This window comes from Crateriforma conspicua (assembly GCF_007752935.1).
In the GTDB taxonomy this organism is placed as follows: domain Bacteria; phylum Planctomycetota; class Planctomycetia; order Pirellulales; family Pirellulaceae; genus Crateriforma; species Crateriforma conspicua.
In genome coordinates, this window is record NZ_CP036319.1 from 4561598 (window position 1) to 4586803 (window position 25206).

Genomic DNA, 25206 nt, shown 5'->3' on the forward strand with positions numbered 1-25206 from the left:
GGTCGATGGCTGCCAAACTCCCCCGCAGACCCATGCCCGCCGTAGGCCCACGCATTAGACGCTTCGAAATCACCGGGCATTCCGTCCACCTCGATCGTGATCGAGCCGTGACCAAGCCGACGCGTATCTGGAACTTCTTTGCGCACGAAAGATCGATGGGACACCCCAAACGATGCCTTGGGACACCGGATAAAATGAGCCCCAATCATCCGATCCGTCGTGCGGCACCGCCGTGACGTCACCTTGCACCCCTTCAGCGATCATGCCCATGCCTTCGGTATCGCCGATTGGATTTTCACGCCGCATCTTGCCAACCGTTTGCCTGGTGACGTCGATGATGCCCGGATGGAATCGTGATTCATCGGCTGATCCACCATCGACTGAAGTCAGGTCATCCGATCCTGCCGCATTCTGGCGACGGCACACGATCGACGAATCACTGGTCGGGGCCGACGGAGTCCGATTGGGCGACTTCAACAACGACGGTCGGATCGACATCGTGACGGGATGGGAAGAATCCGGGGTGGTTCGCCTGTACTTGCATCCGGGGTCAGACGCCGCAACACAGCCTTGGCCAGCATTGACGATCGGTCACGGTGATTCGGTCGAAGATGCTTTTCCGATCGACATCGATGGCGACCGACAGTTGGAAGTGATCAGTTGTCACGAGGGCAAGACACGGCAAGTCATGCTTCATCGACTAGACGGAAACACGATGAAAGGCATCGACTTTCAAAATCCCAATCAAAACGCGACAACGCGGTGGCAAAGCCAGACGCTGCACCAACTGGCGGCAGAACAATGGATGTTCGGTCATGGTATCCGTTTGCATGACGGTCGACAGGCGATTGTCCTGGGATCCAAAGGACGTGATGCGTCGATCACGCTATTGCGTCCCACCGCCGGAACGCCTGAACCGATCGAACAATGGGCGCCGCAGCGATTAAGAGACGCGGGATGGATCATGTCATTGCGATGCATCGATATGGATCAGGATGGCGATGACGACATCGTCTACAGCGACCGCAAAGGACCGCTGCGCGGGGTCGGCTGGCTGGAACAACCCGACGATCTTTCGGGTGACACGCCCTGGAATGACCACACCTTGCACCGGAGCAATCACGAAGTGATGTTCTTGCAAGCCGATCCAAATCAATGGTTCGTTGCGACCCGAGATGGTGTCTGGTTGCGTTTCGACCGAAACGATGATGGGACGTGGCATATCCGACCGTTTTCTAATCCGGTCGGTGTGGCGCACGGAAAAGCGATCGCGAGGCTGGATGACGGACGCTTGGTCATGACGGCCAACACGCTGGACGATGCCGATCCAACGCCCGCCATCGGAATCTGGATCTCGGATCCCAAGCACACGTCTTGGTCCCGCCTGGGAACCACGCAAGGCGCAAAGTTTGATCGCATCGAATGCGTGGACATCGACGGTGACGGCGACCAAGACATTCTTACGTGCGAAGAACGATTCGCCTTGGGCGTGGTGTGGTACGAAAATCCACAGTACGACCGGTCCCAGCAAACCAACCGCTAGACCAAGTGGAACTGGCCGTATTGCTGGGCGATCGGTTCATGAAAGCAGGTTCCCGCATCCAAGCACCGCATCCAAATCGCCAATTTTGCACTCAACGACAAATCGACAACGCGCGTCGGCGCTTCAACGAAGATGGTTTGCGTGGCCGGATGCACATCCTTGGCGGCCCGCATCACGGCGACGGCAATCGCCGCCCCGGTCGAAAGCACAACATCCGGACGTTCACGATCGATCCAGCGTCTGGCACGCGCGTAGTTTTTGCACAATTTGACAAGACTGCGGTTGGTCGGCCCGACACCGCGATAAACGGTTGCCGTCGAATTGTCCCCGAGATCCGTATCATTCAACGTGACCCAACAGCGTGATTCGAACTCATCCCAGAACGGACGAATCGCTTTCATCGTGTCCAAGTGTCCGCCGCCCGATGTCACTAACATGACTTTTCCGCGGCGTCCCAGGGTCAATTCACGCAAACGGTCGCATGGGCGAGACTTGTCGATATAGAACGGTTGAAATCTTGGTTGCCGAGTGAAACCTTCTAGTTCGTCGCACAACCAATCCACATCGGGTGATACAGCCGTCGGCACATGATGTTTGCCGGCCAGATCCGCCAGTTCCAGTTGATGGTCGTCGACGTGTTCTGAAAGCTTGGCACGCCGTGGAACCAATAGATAGGGCTTTTCCAACTGGTTGGCCATCGCCAAACTGCCGTCGCCCGCATGGGTCATGATCACATCGCTGTTGCGAACAACATCACGATATCGAGTTTCCGGCAACAGCGTGAACGCTTCGACATTGGATCCAGCGGGAACATACTGGCTGGAACCATACTGCACGACAAACTGATTTTCGGCCTGCCCCGCGGCCAAACGTTCGACGGCTTTCATCAATCGATCAAACTGGAACTGTTCGGTTCCGACGGTTACCAAGACTTTCATGGTGCGAATCCAGTGGCAAAACGACAACGTCCATGAAGGCTTGGACAGGAATCCATTAATCGGCGGTTCGACGTTTGCGTCGCGAAATCCAGGGCGTTCATGCCAGCCCCACAGACGGGCCGGCAACCTTGCCATCAGCCACAGTTTGGGCGGCACGGCGATTGACACCGGCCGATGCTTCCGCGGTTCCCACCGCTTGCACCTGATGACTGGTGACGGTCAATCCCACCAGAAACATCAAGTACGATGTCATCGTCGTGATGATGGAAAGATCGTGGAACATTCCATTGACGAAATAGGCGGCCAACCAACCGACCATCAGCATTCCCACCGCATGCGAGGCAGTGTCATCCTTGCCGGTCGACTTCAGCCCCCACGCCAAACAGAAGATGCCAACCAGAACAAACAGGTGCAGGCACAAACCGACCAACCCCAGATCGGTCAGGTAGGACAGAAACAGATTGTGTTGGACATACGGCCGGACTTTTTCCAGCGGCATGTCGTAGCTGCGAATGGTGTGATAGGGCTTGGCTTTTTGACGGTACTGACCAAATCCGTGCCCGGTGATGGGACGGTCCTTGAACATTTCATAGGCGACCAACGCCAGCAGCGGCCGCAATTCCACGCTTTCCTTGGTCTGAGCCGCCGACAATGATTCATCGCGTTTGAAGGCCAGCAGATGGTCTTTCAAGCCGGCAAACATGGCACCAATCAAAACGGCTCCGGCGACGATCGTTACGATCCGCAACCGCATCGGCACACGGGAAAAGCACAGCAGACCGGCGGCCAAAAACGCGCCCATCCAAACGCTGCGGGTCATCGTGCACATCGCGCCGGCCAGCATGATCACCGCCAATGATCCGTATCCGATCTTTCCGACACGTCCGCTGGAAAAGAAGCGAACGATGCACGCGCACAGCCCCAGCGTGATCACCATCCCGTTGCCGATCGGGTTCAACAACGGTCCTCGACCACGACCAAAGAACTCCCAATGCTCCGGATCATTGATGAATCGCGGAAACACCAGTCCACGCCAACCTCGCTGTTCGAAAACACTGGTCAACGCCAGATAGACGCACAGCGTGATCAAGATCGTGATGGCCCACTGGACGCTGCGCTGGAAGTTGTCGTCACGGCTTTCCGAATCGGTTCGCTTTTCAGGACTGTCGCCGGTCGTCGGGCGGATGCGAACGCTGAAATAGATGACGACTGGCACCGCAACAGTGAACAGCCACCGGGCAATCGCCGGAGGATCACCTTTGGTCAAACCATAGACGGCACAGTTGGCCAACGACCAAACGGCAAACAAGACCACGACGACGTCCAGCCGTGACAACGATTCGATACGATCCCCGAATCGCAACACGCGGATCGCCATCAACATGACCAGTCCGGCCAAAAGGATTCGATCCAAACTCAGCTGAACGGGACCATTGATGCTGAAAAAATTGGGTCCAAGAACGGTCCCAATGGCCAGAATGATGGCGGCAAAACGCACCGGTTCGGTACGCGGCGCGACCACTAACAGCCACGGCAAAGACGCGAGAACGAATAGAATGACCAGCCAGCTCATGCCGAAAGCTAGGTCGCACTCTCGCCCCGCGCGACGCAGACCTGGCAATCGAGATCCTGTTGACGGCGCAGGATCGCGGCAATCTTTTCGTTGGCGCGGGTTATGACGATTTCGCCGACTCGGCCCGCTGGTGTGCCGTATCGGCTAGCCGCCCCGCCATTGACTTCTTCAGCTTTCGCCTGGCCCATTGAAGCCACGCCATTGCATCGTCAACGATGCGGGTGTTGGTCGGTCAACGGTGAACACGTTATAGTCCTGTCCACTGTTCACTATTCACCGGCAATTCTTACCGCCTGACGCACTGGGATTGAATCCATGAGCGACTATTTAAAAAACGTCAAAGAGTACGTCGAATCGCCCAATGAAGATGCCGTGGCCGCGTTGGTCAATCATCTCGGCATCGCACTGGACAACCGCGATTCGGCCATCGTCGCAGCGACCGACGATGGCGAACTGGAATCCATCAAGGACGGCTATTGCCGTAAGACGCTTGATCTGGATGAAGCCGAAGCCGACAAGGCGATTCAAGCGGTTTGCGAGCGAATGAAAGGCGATCGAGCCAAATGTCGCGTCACGTTCTATTACCTACTGGCCGAAGAAAGCGGCAAGATGAGCCGATTGGCCGGCTGATCCGAGTCGCCGAAACGACGGATGCCAACGCCGACTGCCTGCGGTTAACCATCCGTCGATAAACGATCCAAGGCGTCGGGCGCTAAGCGGCCGACGTCGTTATGATCGTGGCGGTCATCTGGCTTCAAATACAAATGTTCGCTTTGATCACTATCGCGAACATAGAACCATCCGCTGGTATTGACGCAACGATCGGCGGTTTCCGTTTGCGTGACCAGAATTTGATCAATAGCGTCCACTGAATCGGCGGCCCATTGTTCGGCCGTAAATGGCAGACGATTCACCAAATCTTCCGCAAAAACCGTCGCGGCAACGTCCTGGGACCCGGTCAATTTGGGCCATCGCATCCCAACATCGCGATGAATCCCCTGTGGCGTTCGGACGATCAGCGGCACCTGAATTTGGGCACTTCGCAAAGGTCCGCAACCGTGCCCGATCCAACCGTTTTGCCCGAGATTGAATCCACTGGTCCCCATCAAAATCAAGGTCGCGTCGATTTGATCAGCCAAATCGACACATCGATCCAGCAACTGATCAATCAACCTCACTTGGCACCCATAGGTACGCATCCAAGCCATGATCAGATCCACCGGATCGTCGGCAACCATTGGATGCACCGGAGGTTCTGCGCCTTCGAAAATTGGCGGACAAGCACCTTCGCCGCTTGTTCCCGATGGTGCCGTTTCGCCTGACAAGGCTGCTGATGGTTCGGTGTCCAGGAATTCTTGATCGTCGTCGTCCCAACTTTCGTCGACTGGAAACAGGTCCCGCGGCGCGTCCCAGTGCCGTGCCAAAAAACCACTGTGCAACCAGAGACGTTCTGGCGGCTTGTCTGCATTCACGGCTTCGTCCAATCTCTGGACCAACCGCGAAAAGTGAGTGTCTTCCACGCGATTGGCCACGGATCTGTCGGCGGAATCGATCGGAATCGTTTGAACCGAATCGAATGTTTGGCCCACCGCCGGCATCGTGCCATCATCGATCAGCAATCCACCGGTGCGACTGGAAACCAGGGACGCCAGAACGACGTCCGGCCGATCGTCGTGACAGACCAGTCGGTCCCACACAAACCCGTCGGACGCCATCGCATCGATCGTCGGCGTTTGATTGAATGCGGAACCGTAGCAACCGATCGCATCGACGGAGAGTCCTGCCAAAGTGATGACGATCTGGCGTGTCACGTTAATCCTGCGAACGAAGGTTTCATGAGAAGGCCGCCCGGCGATCCGGTGCCAACGAAGCCAAAATGAAGCGAAGTCATGCTAGCGGCGTCCCGCCATGATGGCTTTGGCATCGCAATGACAAAAGGGTCACACGCCGGCGCGACCGGGAGGATACGCTGCCGTCATGATCGCTATCAACGGGGCAATCGTCACACCAAGGCGGCATCCCCTGACAACACAAGTGTTCATCACAGAAGCCGCACGGCGGAAGCGTCCTAAGGTTTGGTTGACCACTCTGACGTTTCATCCCGACCTGAAGCTTCGCCCGATGTCTGCACCGACGATTCTGCCCGGTTCACAGTCCGTGCCCGATGTCACCATCCTTCCGCCCGCCACCGACGTGACGGAATCGGCACCCGGTCGCGCCGCAATTTCGCAGAACATCGGTGCGTGCGGTCCGGCACTTCAGCAACCCGACTTGGAAACGATCCGGATGTCCGGCACCTCGATCGCCAAGTTGACGATCGGTGAAACGCTGCATCGAATCGCGGTGATGGTCCATCAACGAGCGGGACAGACCGTGATCCCGGTCAAACTGGCCGACTTGCGACGCCGGCACGAGGACCCCCAAACGGCGAAAGCACTGGATCGTGCTGCGTTCTGCGTCATCAGCAGCCGCATCGGCAATTGGCGCAGTCGCTTGGCCGGCACACCGATGCCCGAAAGAGTCTGCGACACCAAGCTTGCGGACGCGATCGCCCGTCATTCGACCGACTGCGGTTGGCGGATCTCGGTGCTGGGACGCGACGTTGAATCCACTGAGAACATGATTCGGAAACTTCGCGAAACCGGTGCGAAAGTGGATCGCATCCGCTTGGAAACCTCCGCGTCGTCGAATCGTCTGGGGTCACTTCTGCGTAGGTCTGGCACCCGGCCAAACCGTGAATCGAACGGACGATCCGTTGAACAGCAACTTCAGCAGCACAGCCCCGACGTTCTGTTGGTGGCGCTGCCGCGTCCGGACGCGTTGCACTGGATTGCCGCACACCAAGATGCCTTGAACGTTCCGGTATGTCTGCCCATCGATCCGCTGGCTTACGTTCTATCCGGTGGGCCTTGGCTGGTTTCAGATCGTTGGCAGAACAACGTGAAGGTCGGCGCACAACGATCCGTTCGCATCGTCTATGAATGCGTGCGTCGAATCCCCGGCTTGGCCGCCGACAGCCTGTTCGTCGCTGAACGTCTGTGTCGCGAATGGTGCCGTATGGTTTCGCGTTGGGGTATGTGGGAAAGCGATCAACCGGTGTCGCCTGGCGAAGACCGACGTCGCAACCCACCGACATCATCGCGTCAATCTTCCGCACGGTGACGGGTCGCTGTCGGTTGCCAAAACGGCATTCAATCGCAACAGTAGTTTCGGATCGATCAAGCATTCGATCGACGCATCCGACGGCCACATTTGTGGTGGCTGATCTCCGAAGCCCCTTGACGTGATACCGGAATTGTCCGACCCCAAGCCATCACCGGCCGAGTTCACCGTCGCCCGACGCCTGACCGGTCAGGGACGTTCGGCGGTCGCGGTGGTCCAAGTCCTTGGTCCCAACGCTCTGTCGGCCATCGGAACCTATTTCAAGGCTGCTTCCAATACGGATTGGCGAACCGGTCAAATTCGATTCGGCCAATGGCACGGTGGCCGCAGTGACAGCGGCGAAGACGTCGTGGTCACCCCGGTTTCTGACGACCAGTTCGAAGTCCATTGTCACGGTGGGATCGCGGCAGTGGGTCGAATCATGGACGACCTGTCCGGATCGGGAGTCCATTGCGATACGTCCCAGGTGTCACCCGAAACGGGTGCGAACCTGCTGATCAGTGAAGCCACCGATTGCCTGATCCACTGCACAACGAAACGGACCGCAGGATACGCGGCTACCCAAGTTCGTGCGGGACTGGCCCGATGGACCACCGATGCGTTGGATCAACTGGAATCGGATTCTCAGGCGGCGGTCGCGTCCCTGGCGCAACAAGCCAACCAGATTCTGCATCATGCCAAATGGTCGACTCGATTGTGCGATCCTTTTCGAGTGGTTCTCTGCGGACCAGCCAATGTGGGCAAAAGCAGTTTGGTCAATGCGATTGTCGGCTACCAACGAAGCATCACCTACGATCAACCTGGCACCACTCGCGACGTCCTTTGGACATCGACCACGCTGGACGGATTGCCGATTCGGCTGGCCGACACGGCCGGGCTTCGTCAATTGGTCGAAAGTGAATCGAACGTCATCAGCTCGGATGATCGGATCGAAATGTCGGGCATCGAGCACGCACAAAAGGTGCTGGCCAAAGCCGATTTGCTAATCGAAGTCACCGACCTTCCGAATTGGAAAGCGGCCACCGCTGATTCTGACTCCGGGGACGCGTGGAATGTCGACGCATTCCTGCCGCCCAAGTCAGCGTCGGCGGACGGACCGTCGATCATTCGGCTAGTCAACAAGATCGACCTGAACAACGACGCCCGAAATACTCCGATGACGTTGGACCGTAAAGACTCAGTGCTGTGGGTTTCCGCAACCACCGGTCAGGGTTTGGACGCACTTTGCCAACAGATCGTCGGCAAATTGGTTCACCAGTTTCCTTCGATCGATCAGCCCCTGGCGATCAATCCGCGACAAGCCCAATGGCTGGCCCGCCTGCGTCCCGATCAACGCCCGCAACAGTTTCGCGAAACGCTGAACGCGTTGCTGATGGGCTGAGCCAATGTTGGCGGCGCTGCCCGCGTTCGATCAACGCAGCGGTTTTCGACCGTGGTGCTGGCGAACCTGATTGACCCACTGTAATGCTGCAGGTTGGCCACGCAACAGACGGACGATCGCACTGGTCGACACGTTCCAATCATCCGCCACAAGGCTGGGTTGCCCGCCCGCGTCCCAAAGATCATCCAACAAGACCGCCAGCACCGACGCCAGATTCGCGTTGGATGAAGCGATTCGAAGCGGCGTCCCCGCGTACTGATCGCGCCAGCGTCGCGCGACCGGGTCCTGAATCCGCGGATCGTCGACCGACCGTGGATCAGTACGGACCGCAATCGCCAATTTCATCCGTAAACGTTGAAACGCCTCTCGTTGATTGTCGACTTGGCTTCGCCGTTCCGTGGCTTCACCAATATGCCCGGTCGGAACATGAGTCCAGAAAATGCCCGTGCTGGTCTTATTTCGATGCTGACCGCCCGGACCGCTGCGACGCTGTGCCCTTCTTTCACACTGCCGCAACAAATCATCTTCATCGATCGTGGCGGGATGCGGATGCGGCACGATGGTGGCCGGAAATCGTTCGTCGGCTTCGGGTCGTTTCGCGCTGTGGTCATCACCGTCACGTTTGCCATGCCGGGCATCCGGGGTGTTGGAATCGTCAGTATCGTCACGCGACATGCGTTTGATCTTGGTGCACGGACGGGGAAAGGACTAAGACGAATGAATCCATCGTAACCAAGCCTCTTTGAGATGCCCGAGCAAGCTACGTGATTTCAGGTGAAAAACCGCGTGACATTCACCGCCCATGTCGGCCAACACATGCAGCGGTTCTGCTTCGGACGATTCAGCATTCAAGAGCGGACAGCTGACCTGATAGCTGGCCTGCTGCCAGGGCGACGACTCGGCGACTTCATCACTGACCGACACGGATTCGACAAAGGAATGCCAGACTTGGCCAGGACGCGTCGCAACGGCCAAACTGACATCGACACCGCGAAAGATCTCGTCTCGATCCTCGGCGTCAATCTGCAAGACCGCAACCATCGATCCGTCGCGAGCGACACGGCACCAGCCCGACTCCGGTGCAACTCGCTGTCCCACACCTTGGGATAACCCGATCGCTGACACACGCGTCCGATCGGCCGACCAGGACTGGGTGCGGTCCCAACGCGCCAGCGGTGGCAAAACCAGCCCTGCGTGCGGCGCGACCACTTGAGTACTCGACAATGATCCTTCTGCGGATTGCCTTTTCGCAATGGCGGATTTGACCAACGATTGAGCACGAATCCAATGCTCTTGCTGACGCTGGTGATTGCCTGCCAAATTCCTGGCACCGGACAACTGCTGTTGGGCAACCGCGACTTCGGATGACGCACGAATCCATTCCAAACGCTGCTCACTCGAATCGACTTCGGCCAGCACCGTGTTTCCATCGACCACATCACCAAAGCCAACCGAAACGCTTTTCAGCACGCTGGAATCTGGAAGATAGACCGCGGTTGCGGATCCGGAATCCAGATATCCGGTGGCGTATCGATACCGAGGCAGCGGCACCAGCAAAACAATCAACAGCAATCCCAGAATCGAGACCGCGAAGATCAATCGTCGTGGCGTTTCGACTTGCCCCCAAACCGATTGACCAGACGCCACGGCCCACCACCGTGTTGCCATCCGCGTCATCCAAACGATCAATGCCAGCGTGATGACGAGCGTCCCCAACCCACCGGCACCCGCCGCATCGAACAACCAAGCGACAAAGCCTGCGATGCTGACGAGAACCGTCAATCGATACGCCGTGGAAGCGACATGGTAGACCAGCATCCCAAACCTGCGGCGGGCGGTCCCCGGCATCGCCGCCGAGCGTCGTCCGACCAACCGCGTCACGATCCACTGGCGACTGCATTGAGCCGCTTCATGGCGAAGGTTCACACTGTGCACCCAATCGGCCAACACGTGGTATCCGTCGAAACGCATCAACGGATTGCCGTTGAACATCAACGTGCTGATGCCACACAAGACGATCAGATTCACACAAACCAATCGCATGGAAGGATCGTCGGATACCGACCAGACGATGACCGACAATGTCGCGATGATCCATTCGACGTAGATTCCCGCCAGCATCACGGCTGCGCGACGCCATCGAGACGCCTGACGCCAAACATCCGTCACATCACAATAGGGACACGGCATTCCGCAAAAGAAAAAGATCCCAATCTTTCCCGGTGTCGCCCCCACGCGATGACAGGCAATCGCGTGCCCCAGTTCATGACAGATTTTGGTGAAGCACAACAACAGGAACGGTACCGCAACCGGCAACTGCCCCAAACGCTTGGGCAAAGCGGCCAGTTCCGATGCAAATACCTGGAACTGCAATAACAACAAAACACAAGCGACGACGGACAACCCGATCCAAAACTTCACTGCGATTCTTGCAAACAGCCAACTCGTCCAGCCCGAAAGCTTGGCGGCAATCGACGCGGCGGCAAACAAGGGGACTTCGACCGCCAAGGGCGAAGGCAATCGCCGGGCCGCCCCCAAACGTTGTCGCGTCCAGCCAACTCGCGCTGCTTGTTCCCAGTGTTCCGGATCAGCGTTCCCCGATTGAAGCCGTTCCCATAATCGCCGTGTGGTTTGTGCAAACGTCTTGCTGATGTCGCAATAGACGGTTCGGAACCGAGACTCGGTGCCCTCATGCAACACCTGCAAGTCGGTCCGCAACCGCGGTGACGTCACCGAATCGCCGACCGAGCACGGAGACGAACTCATCGCAAAATCTCCGAGCTTCGCCGATGTCGGCTCAGGCGAATCTCTGCCTGCAAACTGGCTCGCGATGGCATCGTGCCGCGACGAACCGCAGGTTGACCCGTCAAGGGGATCGACGCACTTGAGACCGTCCCAAGGGGATCCGGCGTGGAAGGATGGAGCGTTGGTGACATGACCGCCACCGTCATGCGAATGTCTTGTCCCGGATACAGCATCCAATCGGCAATGCCATCGTGACCGATACCGATCAATTGATTGGCGACGTCGACATGGATGCGGCGGTACCCACCAGGCAGCCACTGCGGATCCACCGATTCAACGACACCGTCCAATCGCCGCGTCTGTCGATTCCCGCCCTCATCCGCGACGTCCCACCGAATCGACACGGGACATCCCTGGCAATGCGAACGTCCGACGACCTGCTGGGAGATCAGCGCGTCGACGGTCAGGTGTTCCAGACTGACAATCTTGGCAATCGGTTGGCCGCGTTCGGCCCATTCGCCGCCGTCTCGATAGACATCGACCAAGATCCCGTCGATTGGCGATCTTAACTGCAAGGCCAGACAGTCCGTGTCGATCTCCGCCAGTTCACTCTCTCGGATTCTCCACAGTTGCTCTGCCGCGTTGTGTTCGGCCAAGGCCTGGTCGTACTGTCGCTGGGCCTGAGACACGACTTGGGTCAACGCTCGAAACGCCGGATTGGCAAGGGAATCCGGTTCGCCGAAACGATTTCGATAGCGTCGCAATTCCTCTTTCGCAGCCGCCATCGCGGCTTCCGCATGATCCAACGTCGTCGTGTCTTCGGCTTGCGTCCGAGCCAAACGTAATCGCTCGATCGCAGTCTGCCGCTGACGGGTCAATCGATCATTGGTCAGCGTGACGATGACTTGGTTCTCGACCACGACCTGATTGCGTCCGACTGCCCATTGAGTCACCGCGCCGTCGGACAAGGCCGGTAGATCGATTTCGGTGCCGTAGCGGACAACGCACTGGCTGGCCTGGACATCAATGCGATTGACGCGGTCACCTTCCCCTTGGCCGCCGACAACGACCGAAGCAAACAGCATCCAAAAGCAAACCGAAGTGATCGGCAACGAGGCGGGACGAACGTTCATAGCGAGGCGAATCATGTCGATGCCTCCGTCTTCTTGAGTGTGCCAAAGTGAAGCCCCCAGAACGATCGCACCGAATCAATGGCGTCACGGAACAAGACGTATGCCAGCGGTGACGTCCCACAGTGGAAACGAACTCGCACCGGCATCCCCTCGTGAGGAATCGTGGCAACGAAATCCTCGCTTGCCATCGCATTCCCGGCCGTATTTATGCGTGCGGGCGACGCGACGGGCTTCCGCGAATCAAAGGAACCCCGCGAAGCCACCTCGCTGGAATCCTCCGATATCGATAGGTGGTCGGGCAAAGCCAACTGCACCAGGGTCGCCGAACCGGATTCTGATTCGATGGCGGGTCCGATCGATTTCACGGCGGCATCCCAGCGGACATCGGGCTGGGCGACGGGGGAAACGGCCACTGACAAATCACCCGAGTCGCCCGAGAGCATCAGATCGCCCATGCGACGCTGATCGACTTCCGCTTCGGCATTCCAAGCGGTGCCCAACTGCACCACTTTCAACAACGGTTCGCCGAATCGCACCGGTCGATCGATCAAACGTTGCCGCAACCGCCAAGCATCGACGATTCCGGATTGTTTTGCGGTCACGTGAAGTGAAGCTTCGACGCTGCGCAGATGCTCTAGTTGGGCGTCGATCCCATCGATTCGCAACTCGGTGACACGACGACGCGAATTGGCTTGCGACCGTGCCGCAGACCGATCGCCGGCGGGATGAATCAGATTCTCCGTTTCCACGGCCAATTCGGCCTCCAGCCGCAAACGTTCCGAACGCAGTTGTTTGATCTGCTGTTCCAACGTTTCATCTTTCAGCGTCAGCAATGGATCGCCGACTTCGACACGATCGTTGTGACGCACATAGATGGCGTCCACCACCGCGTTGCGGGGCGAACAAACGCTTTGCCACTGTTGGGGTCGCAACACCGCCGGTGACGTCACGATATTCGGGACAGGCATCGCCCCCACGATGATTGCGGCCAATGCTCCCAGCCCGGTCATCCACTGGCGTCGGTAACGCTGATACCACGAACCATGCATTGCACCGGAGGGCGCAAGCCAACGCCCCAGTACCGAACGATTCGTTGCCGATGACTTGATGTCGACGGCGATGCCCGCCATTCGGCAAAGCCGGATCAGATGGTCACGATGGTCTTCGGCACACCCGGCATGGTTGACATTTCTCAGCCCGATCAAGGCCAGATCACTGGACGTTCCCACGCGAACCAGACAATCCAACACCAAGCTTGCATCTTGGTCGTCACCATCACCGACGTCACGATCGGGATTGAAATAGCATCCGTTATCGTCGACCGGTGTTTGAAGCGATTGTTGCAAAATCCAGCGGACCGCTTCGCTGTGTCGATCAACTTGGTCAACGTGGCTGACGGCAATCACTTCGCGTGGCCGTTCGCGTCGTACCACGGCAACACGATCGAGATGAAAACCTTCGGCGACCAAATCGGCCAATGATTCGATGACGCTGCGTGGGTCCGACAATCGGCTCCATCGATCGAATTGTTGGTCGATCCAATGCGATAGCGAGGCATCGTCGCGAAGTCGCCGGATCAATTGGCGACGCATGAATTCACCCGCCAAGTCGGCCATCTGGGCGACAAACCGCAGATAGCCTCGTTGCGTGACGGTGCCCCCACCGGATTCCAGATGGACTTCAATCAAGTAGGTGGCGTCGGAGCCTGAAGATTCACCCATATCGGTGTCGATCGCGACCACGGCGACGGGGTGCGGCGACGGATTGGCGGGCTGTTCGGGGTCAGCCGCACCGGGCGTGGACGGCACCACCGCGGGACCGGCACCGGTCGCAATTTCGTGCAACATGCATTGATGCGATTGCCGGGCCGCATTGGTCCAGTCTTGGAAATCAACATTGCCCAACCGGTGACAGATATCAAACTCCGTCGCCGATGCTTTTCGCCAAACGGTGACTCCCTCGGCCGCCATCGCCCGCAGAATGCGATCGGCAAGAAATGCCCAATACCTTGATTCCGGCATCTGGGCGGTCGCCGCCGCGGCCACCTCGCGAACGATATCGGAGATTTCGCGTTGGGCATCGCGGACCAAGCCTTCCCCGGATTCAACCGTCCGGCCCGATCGACGCGCAGCATCCGGCGGTGCCGTCGCTGTTGCGGCGGCGGCACGATAGACAAATGGCTGCTGGGGTGCGGCGTGTTTCACGCGATCGCGTCGATGTCCAGGGATGCGGACGTACCGATGACATTCTGAGATGCCAAGCATCGGGGACTAGCAAAACCCGGCCTTCATCAGCAACGGCAATCCGCCCGGCGACCAGCGTCGGCATGCCCGCCCCGCCGCCGAATGCCTCGTTCCGTAATGGCTTTCCCGCGGACCGCTGGTCAACGCCCCGGCTTCAACCTCCATTCCGATCGCTGTCTGGCCTGATGGCGATCGGCCGGTGATGAAAACCCCAACGACTGGACGTCCAATCCCCAGGTCGGATCCGCACGACAAAACTGAAAGCCGTGGTCACGCGGATCTTCGCCTTGGCGTCTGATCTCAAACGCCAAGGCCACATCGCTGACCAGCGTCTGGCAAGGCTTCGATACGCCCGCACATTGATAGCCCTGGTGAACGGGACGATGATCGGAAGCCGCGATACGCCTGACCGAAGCCCAAGACGACTGTTCCTGATCCGAAGCCTCCGCAAGGATCGCGACCGCCGCCGCGCGAGTGATCGGCGATGCGATCGGATCTTTCAGCCGGCGATGTGCGATCTGTCGCGTCCACGATGGATCACAGTAAGCTGCCATGGCACGCAAATGCCGATCGTCGACTTCCGAGGTCGGCAGGCTTCGCAACCAATGGTCGGCAACGGTGTCAAAGATCGTGTCCGAATCCTTGGCGACATCGACACCATGATGCCAAGTCGATGTCGCACAGCGCGAAAGGCAATCAATCATCGCCGACGTCGCGATGCGTCGTGCCGCGGTGGGTTGAACCGCCGTTATTGATCCCGGCGTCTGGCTTTGGCTCACGAGATTTTGGTTTTGCAGATACAAATCCAAAACCAGCACACTGAGCGTTCGGCATCGTTGATGAATGGGATCCACACGCCCGTCATTCGTCGTGAACGAGAACTCACGGTACAAGCTTGACCAAGGATCATCCATCTGTGCCGGAGCACAGACACCGCGATCGTCGAATGCTTGAAACAGCGAATGACAACGGCGGACCATTTCGGCGAATCGATCGCGAGTCTGCCACGTGTCACCCACCAGTCGCACATAGACCGACCATCCGGGAATACGAATCGGCACGGCCGAAGCGTGCGGCGGCTGATCCAATGCGTCGACGCGTTCTTGCCATTGTCGATCTTGGTACCGCATCAAAACTCGAGCGGCAGAAAATCGCAATTGCAGATCGCGACTGGTGGTGGCACGGCGGACCTGACGCAGTAGTTGCATCTGTTGCGACGATCCATCCGGCAATTGCCGCAAAACGTCCAACAGATCCGTCGACGCCCGATTTCGACTCAGGTACGAATCCGATGCCAGCGCGATCAATCTTGGATCACTGGGAATCGATTCGGCGCGATTCAACTCCATCCGCTGATGCGAACCGGCATCGGCGAACAACGGCATCGAATTGGCCGACGCCAGAATTGCAAAGAACGAAAGAACTCGCCAATCCAAACGCACGCGGTCGCCCCACACGGTGTGTCAGCCAAAAAACCGACCCTTTCGTCTCGCCCGCACGGCGACAAAACGGCCAAAACCATCGGTCGCAGACTAATTACGGCCGTGGCCCCCCGTACCGGCAAACCGACCAACGCGACCGATCGACGAAAATGGTCCATGGTTTAAACTGCGCAGCCCCGATAATCCCACTATCAGCGACCTTTTCTTCCGCACGACTGATTCATGCAAATCATCTGTTTCGAAGACCGACACGTGGACCGCTTGGCCCCGATCACTCACGCTCGGCCCGCCTACGCGATCACGTGTGCCAGCCACCGGTTGATCGATTGGCTGAAACGATTGGTCGACGAGGGGCATGCCCAAAGTGTTCAGGCGATGGTGCGTGATTACTTGTTGACGTTGCAGCAATTGGATCACCAAATCGAAGCACCATCCCAAGTGGGCCAGGGCGGTCAAAGTGTGATGCTGGTCAACGCACGATTGGCTCCCACCGTTGCGGCGCTGGACGCACTGCGGAAATTGGCCAAACGGCAATCCGACGGCGTGATCGTGGACGAACGTGATCAAGCGGTGTTGGCGGCGGTAATCGGACCGAAGGAATTACAGGCGATCGAAAAGCGGGCTCCGACGACGCCATTGGTCGACGCGCTTCTGCAGACGGCTGGACAGTTACCCGCAATCACCGAGACCACGGTGACCGACGCCATCGCCGCGTTCTACTGGCCGCACGATGTGATCGAAACCCACATGGCGGAAATGCAATCGGCGATGCAATTCCGCATTGACAAGGGCGACTATGAACAACGTCAAGACGGTGTCTTCGTACGTCCGGGCGTGAAGATCGGCGACTATGAATCGATCCATGTCAACGACGGTCCCATCGTGCTAGAAGAAGGAGTCCAGATCGGCCCGTTCTGTTTTTTGGAAGGCCCAGTGTATGTGGGTGCCAACACTCGGATGCTGGAACATTCCGCCATCAAGGACGGCGTGTCTCTGGGACACACGGTCAAAATTGGCGGCGAGGTCGAAGCATCGATCATCGAACCTTATACCAACAAACAGCATCATGGTTTCCTGGGACACAGTTACTTGGGCAGCTGGATCAACCTGGGCGCCGGCACCTGCAACAGCGACCTGAAAAACACATACGGAAAAATCAACATCGAATATGGCGATACCAAAGTCGCCACCGGAATGCAGTTCCTGGGATGTGTCATGGGTGACTATTCCAAAACGGCGATCAACACCGGCATCTTCACCGGCAAAGTCATCGGCGTGTGCAGCATGATGTACGGCTTCATCACCGCGAACGTGCCCAGCTATGTGAACTACGCTCGACTGTTCGGGCAAACGTCGCTCCTGCCGGCGGACGTGATGATCAGCACCCAACAACGGATGTTCGCACGAAGAAAAGTCCAGCAACGCGACTGTGACAAACAGTTGATCATTGATATGTATGAACGCACCGAAAATGAACGAGAGTCCGAACAGATCGGGTTTTGATCTCCTTGGCTTTGCCGCAGCAACAATTTGACCGAAAGCAAATTCATGAACGTACGTGTCGGAATCGTCGGCGTGACCGGATACACCGCGGCGGAATTGATCCGCTTGCTGGACCGTCACCCCAGCGCGAATTTGACCGCCGCAACCAGCCGTGGCGATGCGGGCAAGCCGATTCACGTGGTGCACTCATCGTCCGCCGGTCGCAACGACGTGATGATCGAAAGGTTCGACCCGGAAAGGATGAAGGCCTCCTGTGATGTCGTGATGTGCTGTCTGCCGCACGGTGCAAGTGCCGAAACGGTTCGCCAATTGATCGATGTGGGATTGCGAGTCGTCGACTTCAGCGCCGACTTTCGGCTTTCCAGCGTCGAGGTTTATCAAAAATGGTACGACGTGCAGCACCCGTGGCCCGAGCGGATCGGCGTGACGGCGTATGGCATGCCTGAGTTCTTTGCCGATGACATTCGGTCCGCCGATGTGGTCGCAAACCCTGGTTGCTATCCGACGTCGGCTATTTTGCCTTTGGTACCGCTGATCAAGGCAGGCCTGGTGGATCCTTCGGATGTGATCGTCGATAGCAAATCAGGGGTCAGTGGCGCCGGTCGGTCGCCCAAACTTGCGACGCTGTATTGCGAAACCAACGAATCGATTGCCGCGTACGCGGTGGGTTCCCACCGACATCAACCTGAAATCAAAGATCTGGTCCATCGAATCAGCGGAAAAGACATCGACGTCACGTTCACGCCGCACCTGACACCGATGGACCGTGGCATTTTGTCGACGATCTACTTGCGTCCCACCGGCGGATCCATCGACGACGGCATGCAGGCCTGGAAACAACAATACGATTCGTCACCGTTCGTTCACGTGGTCGACCATTTGCCGGCCACCAAGCATGTCAGCGGAACAAACCATGTCCAAATGACGTTGCGGCAAGCCGGCGACCGCTGGATTGCCGTTTGCGCCATCGACAACTTGACCAAAGGTGCCAGCGGTGCGGCGATCCAAAACATGAACGTGATGTTCGGGCTGAACGAAACGGACGGTTTGCTATAGCCATCTTGCTGTAGCCACCTGATTCCAACAGGCATCATGCCGGCTTTTTTTCGGTCGCTGGGCGTCACGAGGAATTGTGACGCCGGTTCGCCGGATGCCTACACTTAGCTGCAACCAAGGGCGTTTAGCTGCAACCGCCGGATCACCATGATCGGTCCGCAATCTCGTGGTCGTTCGGATTTCTTGTCTACATGACGGCATTTCTGCATGGACAGTCACCAGTCGCCATCTTCACCAACACCCTTCGCCCCGCCGTCGCCGTCGGACAAGGTTTCCGGCACCGACATGGTCGATCCCACGGAAAGTGAATCATCGGCGATCGTCGCGCGTCCCAGACGAATCTGGCCCGTGTTTTTGGTGATCGCCGCGTCACTTGGCACCTACATGGTCGCCAGCGCGGCGGCATTTCTGTTGGCGATCTTTGTGGTTACCGGCCAGTTGTCGCTGGATCAATTACGAGATCCCGACACCGCCATCAGCATCACGGAATCTCGGCTGGGATTTCCCATCGTGGTCGTCCTTCCACAATTCGCGCTGATCGCTCCCTGCATCATCGCGGCGTGGTTATCCCCGGTCGGCTTTGCAAACCGACTGGGACTGCGGCGTGGCAATTGGCCCTATTGGGCTTGGGTATCGGCGATGCTGGCGACCCCGTTGGTGGGCATGACATCTGGATTGGTCGGCGGGCTATTTTTCGAAGAAAGCGATCATCTGAAAGAACTGACGCGAATCTTTCGCCAGCACGGTACCGACGGTTTCCTGATTCCGCTGGCGTTGATGATCGGTGCAACGCCGGCGATTTGCGAAGAACTGCTGTTTCGTGGCTATGTGCAAACGCGTTTGACAGATTCACTGGGACGCTGGTTTGGCGGACGCATCACTTTTCCCGTCGGCCGGGCGATCGGCGCTCTGCTGGGCCTGATCATTGCATCGCTGGTGTTTGCCGCCTTTCACATGGATCCGGTGCACGTCGTCACCGTGTTTCCCATCGGCTTGTTTTTGGGTTGGGTGGCCTACCAAAGCGGGTCGATCTATCCGGCGATGCTGGGGCATTTCGCCAACAACACGCTGAGCGTTGTAATCACGGTGCTGGCACCGGAAGAAATGCCCGACACGCTGGCGCTGCCATCGGTGATGTTCGCCTTTGCGATCTTTTCGGCAGGCATGTTGGGATTGGCCGGGTCCGTCTTGGCGTCGCTACTGTTCAGCCAGCGTCCGGATCACGAGCTGATTTAGTTCGCAATTCGGGAACTGCCAATCAAGCCGTCGACAAAGGATCGCCGGAACGGGCACGATCGTTCGGGCAAAACCATATCGATGAAACGGGCGGTTGCGTCGGCAGCGTTTCCGATTGGCGCGATTGTGTGGCGTCTGCAGCTGGTAACAAAGAACGCAGCCCATGCAGCGGCAAATTGCGATTCAAACGTCGCACCCGCCCGGCGGCAACGAGCAACCTTGCGTCTGTGAGTTAACGTTCTGGTGAGTGGACCAGCGTGGACGTGGGGCAAACCAGTCGACGACTTGGCGATCTCTCATCGGCTTCCGGTCGATCAGTCGTCTGCTGGGGCAAGCAGCCGAATCACGTTGTGGGGATGTGATTCCATTGGTCGACCGGAAGCCTTTATTCTTGCCGCGTTAAGCTAGCGGCCCGAATCTCAGCACACGGTGAGACACGGCTCACACGAGCCCCAATCCGCCGGATTCTCTGCCCGTCCGCACTGTTTCTTCATCGGACGCCACTGCTGGGGTTAGCCTGACCTTCGTTCAGACGCAAACGGCCTGCCTTCGCAACAGCGACACCACGAACGGTCCGATCGCTGCCATCCGTCGTCGATCGGGAGATACCATTCCATTTAGATACGGGGTGCGGGCGATGGCCGTATGAAATGGTGCAGTGCTTCGACCTAGGAAACCCGTCGCCTGCGACGAACCATTCCAGCCAAGCCACAAAAGGTCAAAGCGGCTAAGCTGGCGGGTTCAGGAACCGCGACGACTCCGGTAATCTGTGGATCGGTGAAGGTTCCAGAGTCGAAGTGGCTGATGATTCTCCATGTACTATCCTCGTCCATGTCTTCTTCTCCTGGTATCGATGGACTAGCCGGTGTGACTCCTCCAACGTTAAGGAATCGCAGACGAAAGTCTCCGGTGACGGTACCGATGGATGCCAGGCTGATGATGCTGTTGCTAAAGTTGCTGTCCTCATCGATGGTGGCGATGGCCGTTGTAAATCCGTCAGTCGACGCGAAAACCCCAATCTGACTTGGACCGCTTGTAGACGACCTGGTTCCAATAATCAATTCATCTAGGGTCGCAGAATATCCCGGATCGAGCGAAAAGCCGATCTCCACGTAACCGTTGGGATTTAGCACCGTCGGGGCACCATCCAAATTAATGGCCCAATTGTCAGAATTGAAAGCGTTGTTCGTTGGTGTGTACTGAAGCCCCCCGCCACGAGTCATGTCGATCCCTGTGACTCCGGTAAGAGTGGTATCGCCAGCGACACTATCGCGGACACCGCTGTCAGTATCGCTATAGGGAAATGCCGCGTATGAAACAATGATGTCGGCGTAAACAGGAAGGCTGGTTGCGGCCGAAAGCAGAGCAATGCCAAGGCTGAAGAAGTTGAAAGATCTCATGTTGTTTTTTCGAGGTTTGCATTTGCGTCAGTTAGTCGCCCCGTGGCCTCAAAATAACGAAAAAGCCCCTGGCTTACCAAAGGACACACCCCAGTTTCCCCAAATTATCGCTAGAACCGTCGCCATCATCATCACCAAAGCAAGATCGTTGGATGGAAAAACCCTTGATTGCAAACGACACCTCTTGGCCTGAAACCAAATCTATTGAGTAAGGACACAGTTGACTGGGAGGCGGTCAATTTGAAATGCTGAAGCACTCAGGGGAAGCCTCGAACGCACTGTTCAACCACAAGGCAAGAATCAACGCCTCCGACTTGGCCATCGACATAAGGCAGCCCCCCCTGTTTGGAAGAATGGCACCACCAAAACGGAACTGCCGATCGCCAATGTGTTGCCTCTGCCATTCACATGGCTAGCAAGATCTTTTTGACTGCCGGAAAATCTGGTGCCTTTGGAAAATTTGCTTTCTACTCTCGCACAAAACCACTCTTCCGGCCCCCAAACCGACATCCACGTAAGGGGCCCTGGTGTAATGCATGTGGCTGCGATCAGGCGTACCATAGGGTTTGCCTGAAGAAATAGGTCTGCCCGAAGTAGCTGAATCACCCCCCGAAGCACGATGCGAGGTCGCATTGATGCGGCCGACGTCGTCTGGGGCAAAATCGCGACCACCGGAGAAGAACGATAGAAACGCCGTTTGCCGTTCCGTTGCTGGCTTTGTTACCAAGTCTGCGTTTGGGATTTGACCACCCCGGTTACCTTTGGTTGTTGGCGGCGTTGCCCGTGCTGTGGTGGATCGGCTCGGGCCCCCTGCAAGTCTTGGGGCCTTGGCGACGCCGTTTCGCGTTGCTGTTTCGCACGATCGTTTGGGTCGGCGTGGTTCTGGCCATCGCGGGTGTCCAGTTGGTTTGGGTCAGCGACCGCGTCACCGTGATGTATGTGCTGGATCAATCCGAGAGCATCCCGCTGGCCAAACGGCAGGTCATGCTGGACTACGTGACCCGCAGCGTCGCGACCCACCGGAATCACACGCGTGAAGACCGGGTCGGCATCATCGTTTTTGGCCGCGACGCGATCATCGAAATGCCTCCGTTCGATGAAGACATTGCGGTCCGGCGTCTGGAATCCAATCTGGACCGAACCGATGCGACGGACATTGAATCGGCATTGAACCTTGCGCAAGCATCGATGCCCGAAGACACCGCTCGCCGCATCGTGATCGTCACCGATGGGAACGAAAACCTGGGCCGCGCGACGCAGATGGCATCAAGACTGGGCGACGCCGGCATCGGTATCGATGTGGTGCCAGTCGAACTGGATTTCGCGAACGAAGTCTTGGTGGAAAAGGTCGACTTGCCGACCGAGATTCGCACCGGGCAACCGTTCGAAGCACGCATCGTCGTGACCAACTATAGCGATGACGGCGGTTCGGCAACGCAAAACGCCGGCGACGATGCTTCCGACGACGATGTGGCTGGTCCAGTCAAGGGTTTGTTGCGAGTCAAACAATCGGTGTCCGGTGAAGAATCACTGTTGCTGGAACAAGAGATCGAACTGGATCCGGGCAAAAATGTCTTTCCACTGCAACACACGATTGATCAGCCGGCGCCGTACACCTACGAAGCAGAGTTCATCCCGCAAAACGATGACCAAGACGGGCTTCGCAAAAACAATCGAGCGACCGGGTTTACCTATGTGCGTGGCAAAGGACGCGTGCTGCTAATTGAAGACCGGTCGCGACAAGGCGATTTTGACCTTTATGTTCAAACGCTACGCGACGCGGACATCGAAGTCACCAAGCAATCCACCGATCAGCTGTTCGGATCACTGGCGGAATTGCAAACGTTTGACGCCGTAATTCTGGCAGGCGTTCCCCGTGTTGGTGGCGGCGAAGGCAGTGGGCTGGTGTCGTTCACCGACGAACAAATCCAGATGTTGGTTCGGAACACACAACAACTGGGGGCCGGCCTGCTGATGATCGGCGGTCCCGAATCGTTGGGTGCCGGTGGCTGGACGGGAACCGAGCTTGAAAAGGCAATGCCGGTCGACTTTAAAATTCGCAATACCAAGATCCAAGCGGTCGGTGCGTTGGCGCTGATCATGCACGCCAGCGAAATGGCCGAAGGCAACCACTGGCAAAAGGTCATCGCGCGTGCGGCGGTCAAGCAGTTGGGACCGGCCGACTATGCGGGGTTGTTGCACTGGACCATGGGCGGCGACGCTTGGCTGTGGGGCGGTCGCCAGGGATTGCTGCCAGTCGGTCCGAACCGTCAAGCGATGATGGCCGCGGTTGGACGCATGACCCCCGGGGACATGCCACAATTCGATCCCGCGATGCGGATGGCGGCTGCCGCGTTGACTCGGACTCCGGCGTCGATGAAACACTGTGTCATTATCAGTGATGGCGACCCGAGTGATCCGACGCCTGGAACAATCGCCGCATTCAAGAACAACAACATTACGATCAGCACCGTTGCGGTCGCCTCACACGGGCTGACCGAAAGTCAACGACTGCGGCGGATCGCCCAGGCCACCGGCGGAAAATATCACCAAGTCAAAGACGGCCGGGCGTTGCCAGAAATCTTCCAGCGGGAAGCTCGTCGTGTTGCGCGGCCCTTGGTCTTCGAACCGTCCGGCGGCACCGTCCCGGAAGTCATCTTTCCGCACCCGATGCTGGACGGTGTGGATCGTGTCATGCCACGGATCGGCGGATTCGTACTGACCCAAACCAAGAACAGCCCGCTGGCCCAAGTGCTGATCCAGTCCCCCAAACCCGATTCGCCGGAAAACGCGACCATCCTGGCGGCATGGACGTATGGGCTGGGCCGGACAGCGGTTCTGACCACCGACGCGGGTGCACGCTGGGCGTCATCGTGGACGCCGTGGAACGACTACGAAAAATTCCACAGCCAGTTGGTCCGCTGGCTGATGCGACCGACCGGCGATACCGGAAAGTTCACTTTGGCAACGCAAGTCCGCGACGGCGAAGTCGAAGTCATCGTCAATGCGTTGGACAAGGACGATGAGTTTTTGAACTTCCTGGAGATGAACGCGACGGCGTTGGATCCCGAATTGAAACCCATCGCATTAAGCATGCGACAAGTCGCACCGGGGCGATACGTCGGTCGCTTTCCGGTGGATCAAGCCGGCAGCTATTTCGTCAACGTGATCCCTGACGAAGGCACTGCGCCGTTAACGACGGGCGTCAGCGTTCCGTTCAGCGAAGAATATCGAGTCCGCCGAACGAACCTAGCTTTGATCAACGCATTGGCGGAAACCAAGGTCAACGGCGGCGAACCGGGAATGGTATTGCCGGCGATCGATCAACGGGCCGCCGATGAATTGGTCCAAATCGACACGTTCCGCGGGGGATTGCCACCGGCGCGCAGTATCAAGGACGCTTGGCCGTGGTTTCTGTTGGCCGCATGTGTGCTGTTCCTGTTCGACGTGGCCGTCCGCCGGATCGCGATCAGCTTCGCATGGTTGGGACGATGGGTCCGCAAACGTTTCGGCAAAGCCAAAGCGTCCGACACGCCCACGACACGCCGCTTGGACGAACTGCGTCAAAGCAAAGACGCGGTTTCGCAATCCATTGATGCTCGACGACGCAGCGTTCGGTTTGATCCGCAATCCGTGCCGACCGATTTGACGGGTCAAACCGGTGCACCGGAGTCTTCGTTTGATTCGCCCGCGAGCTCCGGAAAGCCGCCCAAAGAATCGGCCAAAGACGGTAGCCGCCAAAGCGACGGGTCGACCTCGGACGCCCCGGTCAGCTATACCGAACGTCTGCTGGAAGCCAAACGGCGTGCTCGCAAGAATCGCGATTAAACCGATCTGCAGACCGCACCAGC

The 25206-nt window shown here is 57.8% G+C and carries 17 protein-coding genes; 8 read left to right on the plus strand and 9 right to left on the minus strand.

The annotated features are described in order from the left end of the window. The first annotated feature begins 262 nt into the window (after window positions 1–262). Complete coding sequence (locus Mal65_RS16665; protein ID WP_145299991.1) at window positions 263–1543, plus strand: FG-GAP repeat domain-containing protein; 1281 nt, start codon at window positions 263–265, stop codon at window positions 1541–1543. Here the strand turns inward: Mal65_RS16665 and Mal65_RS16670 are convergent. Together Mal65_RS16670 and Mal65_RS16675 are read right to left on the minus strand one after the other, a co-directional pair. Continuing rightward, window positions 1540–2481: a glycosyltransferase gene (locus Mal65_RS16670; RefSeq protein WP_165701326.1), complete on the minus strand. Its 942-nt coding sequence runs from the start codon at window positions 2479–2481 to the stop codon at window positions 1540–1542. The genes Mal65_RS16665 and Mal65_RS16670 overlap by 4 nt on opposite strands. A 97-nt stretch (window positions 2482–2578) precedes the next feature. Beyond that, window positions 2579–4054, minus strand: coding sequence for an O-antigen ligase family protein (locus Mal65_RS16675; RefSeq protein ID WP_145299997.1), 1476 nt, complete (start codon window positions 4052–4054; stop codon window positions 2579–2581). A 315-nt stretch (window positions 4055–4369) separates the two neighbouring features. On the opposite strand from Mal65_RS16675, the gene Mal65_RS16680 reads away from it, so the two are divergent. Then, complete coding sequence (locus Mal65_RS16680; protein ID WP_145300000.1) at window positions 4370–4684, plus strand: DUF2853 family protein; 315 nt, start codon at window positions 4370–4372, stop codon at window positions 4682–4684. Between the two features lie 44 nt (window positions 4685–4728). On the opposite strand, the gene Mal65_RS16685 is transcribed toward Mal65_RS16680, so the two are convergent. Further along, window positions 4729–5865: an alkaline phosphatase family protein gene (locus Mal65_RS16685; RefSeq protein ID WP_145300003.1), complete on the minus strand. Its 1137-nt coding sequence runs from the start codon at window positions 5863–5865 to the stop codon at window positions 4729–4731. Window positions 5866–6175: 310 nt separating this feature from the next. On the opposite strand from Mal65_RS16685, the gene Mal65_RS16690 reads away from it, so the two are divergent. Next, complete coding sequence (locus Mal65_RS16690; RefSeq protein ID WP_165701327.1) at window positions 6176–7216, plus strand: WecB/TagA/CpsF family glycosyltransferase; 1041 nt, start codon at window positions 6176–6178, stop codon at window positions 7214–7216. A gap of 121 nt (window positions 7217–7337) precedes the next feature. After that, the gene (locus Mal65_RS16695; protein ID WP_145300007.1) at window positions 7338–8597 is read left to right on the plus strand and encodes a GTPase; all 1260 of its coding nucleotides are present in this window, start codon (window positions 7338–7340) and stop codon (window positions 8595–8597) included. A 30-nt stretch (window positions 8598–8627) separates the two neighbouring features. Here the strand turns inward: Mal65_RS16695 and Mal65_RS16700 are convergent, their stop codons facing one another. From Mal65_RS16700 to Mal65_RS16720, 5 genes are all read right to left on the minus strand, one after another. Beyond that, window positions 8628–9272 (minus strand): peptide chain release factor family protein, encoded by a 645-nt coding sequence (locus Mal65_RS16700; protein WP_145300010.1) that lies wholly within the window; start codon window positions 9270–9272, stop codon window positions 8628–8630. Between the two features lie 33 nt (window positions 9273–9305). Then, window positions 9306–11363: a hypothetical protein gene (locus tag Mal65_RS16705; RefSeq protein WP_145300013.1), complete on the minus strand. Its 2058-nt coding sequence runs from the start codon at window positions 11361–11363 to the stop codon at window positions 9306–9308. After that, window positions 11360–12490 carry an HlyD family secretion protein gene (locus Mal65_RS16710; RefSeq protein ID WP_145300016.1) on the minus strand — a complete coding sequence of 377 codons (1131 nt, stop codon included), beginning with the start codon at window positions 12488–12490 and terminating at the stop codon, window positions 11360–11362. The genes Mal65_RS16705 and Mal65_RS16710 overlap by 4 nt, the downstream gene beginning before the upstream one ends. After that, window positions 12487–14679, minus strand: coding sequence for an efflux RND transporter periplasmic adaptor subunit (locus tag Mal65_RS16715; protein WP_231131161.1), 2193 nt, complete (start codon window positions 14677–14679; stop codon window positions 12487–12489). The genes Mal65_RS16710 and Mal65_RS16715 overlap by 4 nt, the downstream gene beginning before the upstream one ends. A 179-nt stretch (window positions 14680–14858) precedes the next feature. Next, the gene (locus Mal65_RS16720; protein ID WP_165701328.1) at window positions 14859–16175 is read right to left on the minus strand and encodes a hypothetical protein; all 1317 of its coding nucleotides are present in this window, start codon (window positions 16173–16175) and stop codon (window positions 14859–14861) included. Window positions 16176–16382: 207 nt separating this feature from the next. Here Mal65_RS16720 and Mal65_RS16725 point away from each other — a divergent pair, with 207 nt between their 5' ends. The 3 genes from Mal65_RS16725 (at window position 16383) to Mal65_RS16735 (ending at window position 19955) form a co-directional block, all read left to right on the plus strand. Further along, window positions 16383–17663 carry a putative sugar nucleotidyl transferase gene (locus Mal65_RS16725; RefSeq protein WP_145300026.1) on the plus strand — a complete coding sequence of 427 codons (1281 nt, stop codon included), beginning with the start codon at window positions 16383–16385 and terminating at the stop codon, window positions 17661–17663. Between the two features lie 45 nt (window positions 17664–17708). Beyond that, the gene (gene argC / locus Mal65_RS16730; RefSeq protein WP_145300029.1) at window positions 17709–18719 is read left to right on the plus strand and encodes an N-acetyl-gamma-glutamyl-phosphate reductase; all 1011 of its coding nucleotides are present in this window, start codon (window positions 17709–17711) and stop codon (window positions 18717–18719) included. 207 nt (window positions 18720–18926) lie between these two features. Next, the gene (locus tag Mal65_RS16735) at window positions 18927–19955 is read left to right on the plus strand and encodes a CPBP family intramembrane glutamic endopeptidase (protein WP_145300032.1); all 1029 of its coding nucleotides are present in this window, start codon (window positions 18927–18929) and stop codon (window positions 19953–19955) included. Between the two features lie 668 nt (window positions 19956–20623). Here the strand turns inward: Mal65_RS16735 and Mal65_RS16740 are convergent. Continuing rightward, window positions 20624–21355 (minus strand): PEP-CTERM sorting domain-containing protein, encoded by a 732-nt coding sequence (locus Mal65_RS16740; protein WP_145300035.1) that lies wholly within the window; start codon window positions 21353–21355, stop codon window positions 20624–20626. 717 nt (window positions 21356–22072) lie between these two features. On the opposite strand from Mal65_RS16740, the gene Mal65_RS16745 reads away from it, so the two are divergent. Further along, window positions 22073–25183: a VWA domain-containing protein gene (locus tag Mal65_RS16745; protein ID WP_145304993.1), complete on the plus strand. Its 3111-nt coding sequence runs from the start codon at window positions 22073–22075 to the stop codon at window positions 25181–25183. The last annotated feature ends 23 nt before the right edge of the window (window positions 25184–25206 follow it).

Coding starts and splice junctions, on each gene's coding strand:
- Mal65_RS16665 (WP_145299991.1), top strand. CDS start 263: ATGCCCATGCCTTCGGTATCGCCGATTGGATTTTCACGCCGCATCTTG.
- Mal65_RS16670 (WP_165701326.1), bottom strand. CDS start 2,481: ATGAAAGTCTTGGTAACCGTCGGAACCGAACAGTTCCAGTTTGATCGA.
- Mal65_RS16675 (WP_145299997.1), bottom strand. CDS start 4,054: ATGAGCTGGCTGGTCATTCTATTCGTTCTCGCGTCTTTGCCGTGGCTG.
- Mal65_RS16680 (WP_145300000.1), top strand. CDS start 4,370: ATGAGCGACTATTTAAAAAACGTCAAAGAGTACGTCGAATCGCCCAAT.
- Mal65_RS16690 (WP_165701327.1), top strand. CDS start 6,176: ATGTCTGCACCGACGATTCTGCCCGGTTCACAGTCCGTGCCCGATGTC.
- Mal65_RS16700 (WP_145300010.1), bottom strand. CDS start 9,272: ATGTCGCGTGACGATACTGACGATTCCAACACCCCGGATGCCCGGCAT.
- Mal65_RS16705 (WP_145300013.1), bottom strand. CDS start 11,363: ATGAGTTCGTCTCCGTGCTCGGTCGGCGATTCGGTGACGTCACCGCGG.
- Mal65_RS16710 (WP_145300016.1), bottom strand. CDS start 12,490: ATGATTCGCCTCGCTATGAACGTTCGTCCCGCCTCGTTGCCGATCACT.
- Mal65_RS16725 (WP_145300026.1), top strand. CDS start 16,383: ATGCAAATCATCTGTTTCGAAGACCGACACGTGGACCGCTTGGCCCCG.
- argC (WP_145300029.1), top strand. CDS start 17,709: ATGAACGTACGTGTCGGAATCGTCGGCGTGACCGGATACACCGCGGCG.
- Mal65_RS16735 (WP_145300032.1), top strand. CDS start 18,927: ATGGACAGTCACCAGTCGCCATCTTCACCAACACCCTTCGCCCCGCCG.
- Mal65_RS16740 (WP_145300035.1), bottom strand. CDS start 21,355: ATGAGATCTTTCAACTTCTTCAGCCTTGGCATTGCTCTGCTTTCGGCC.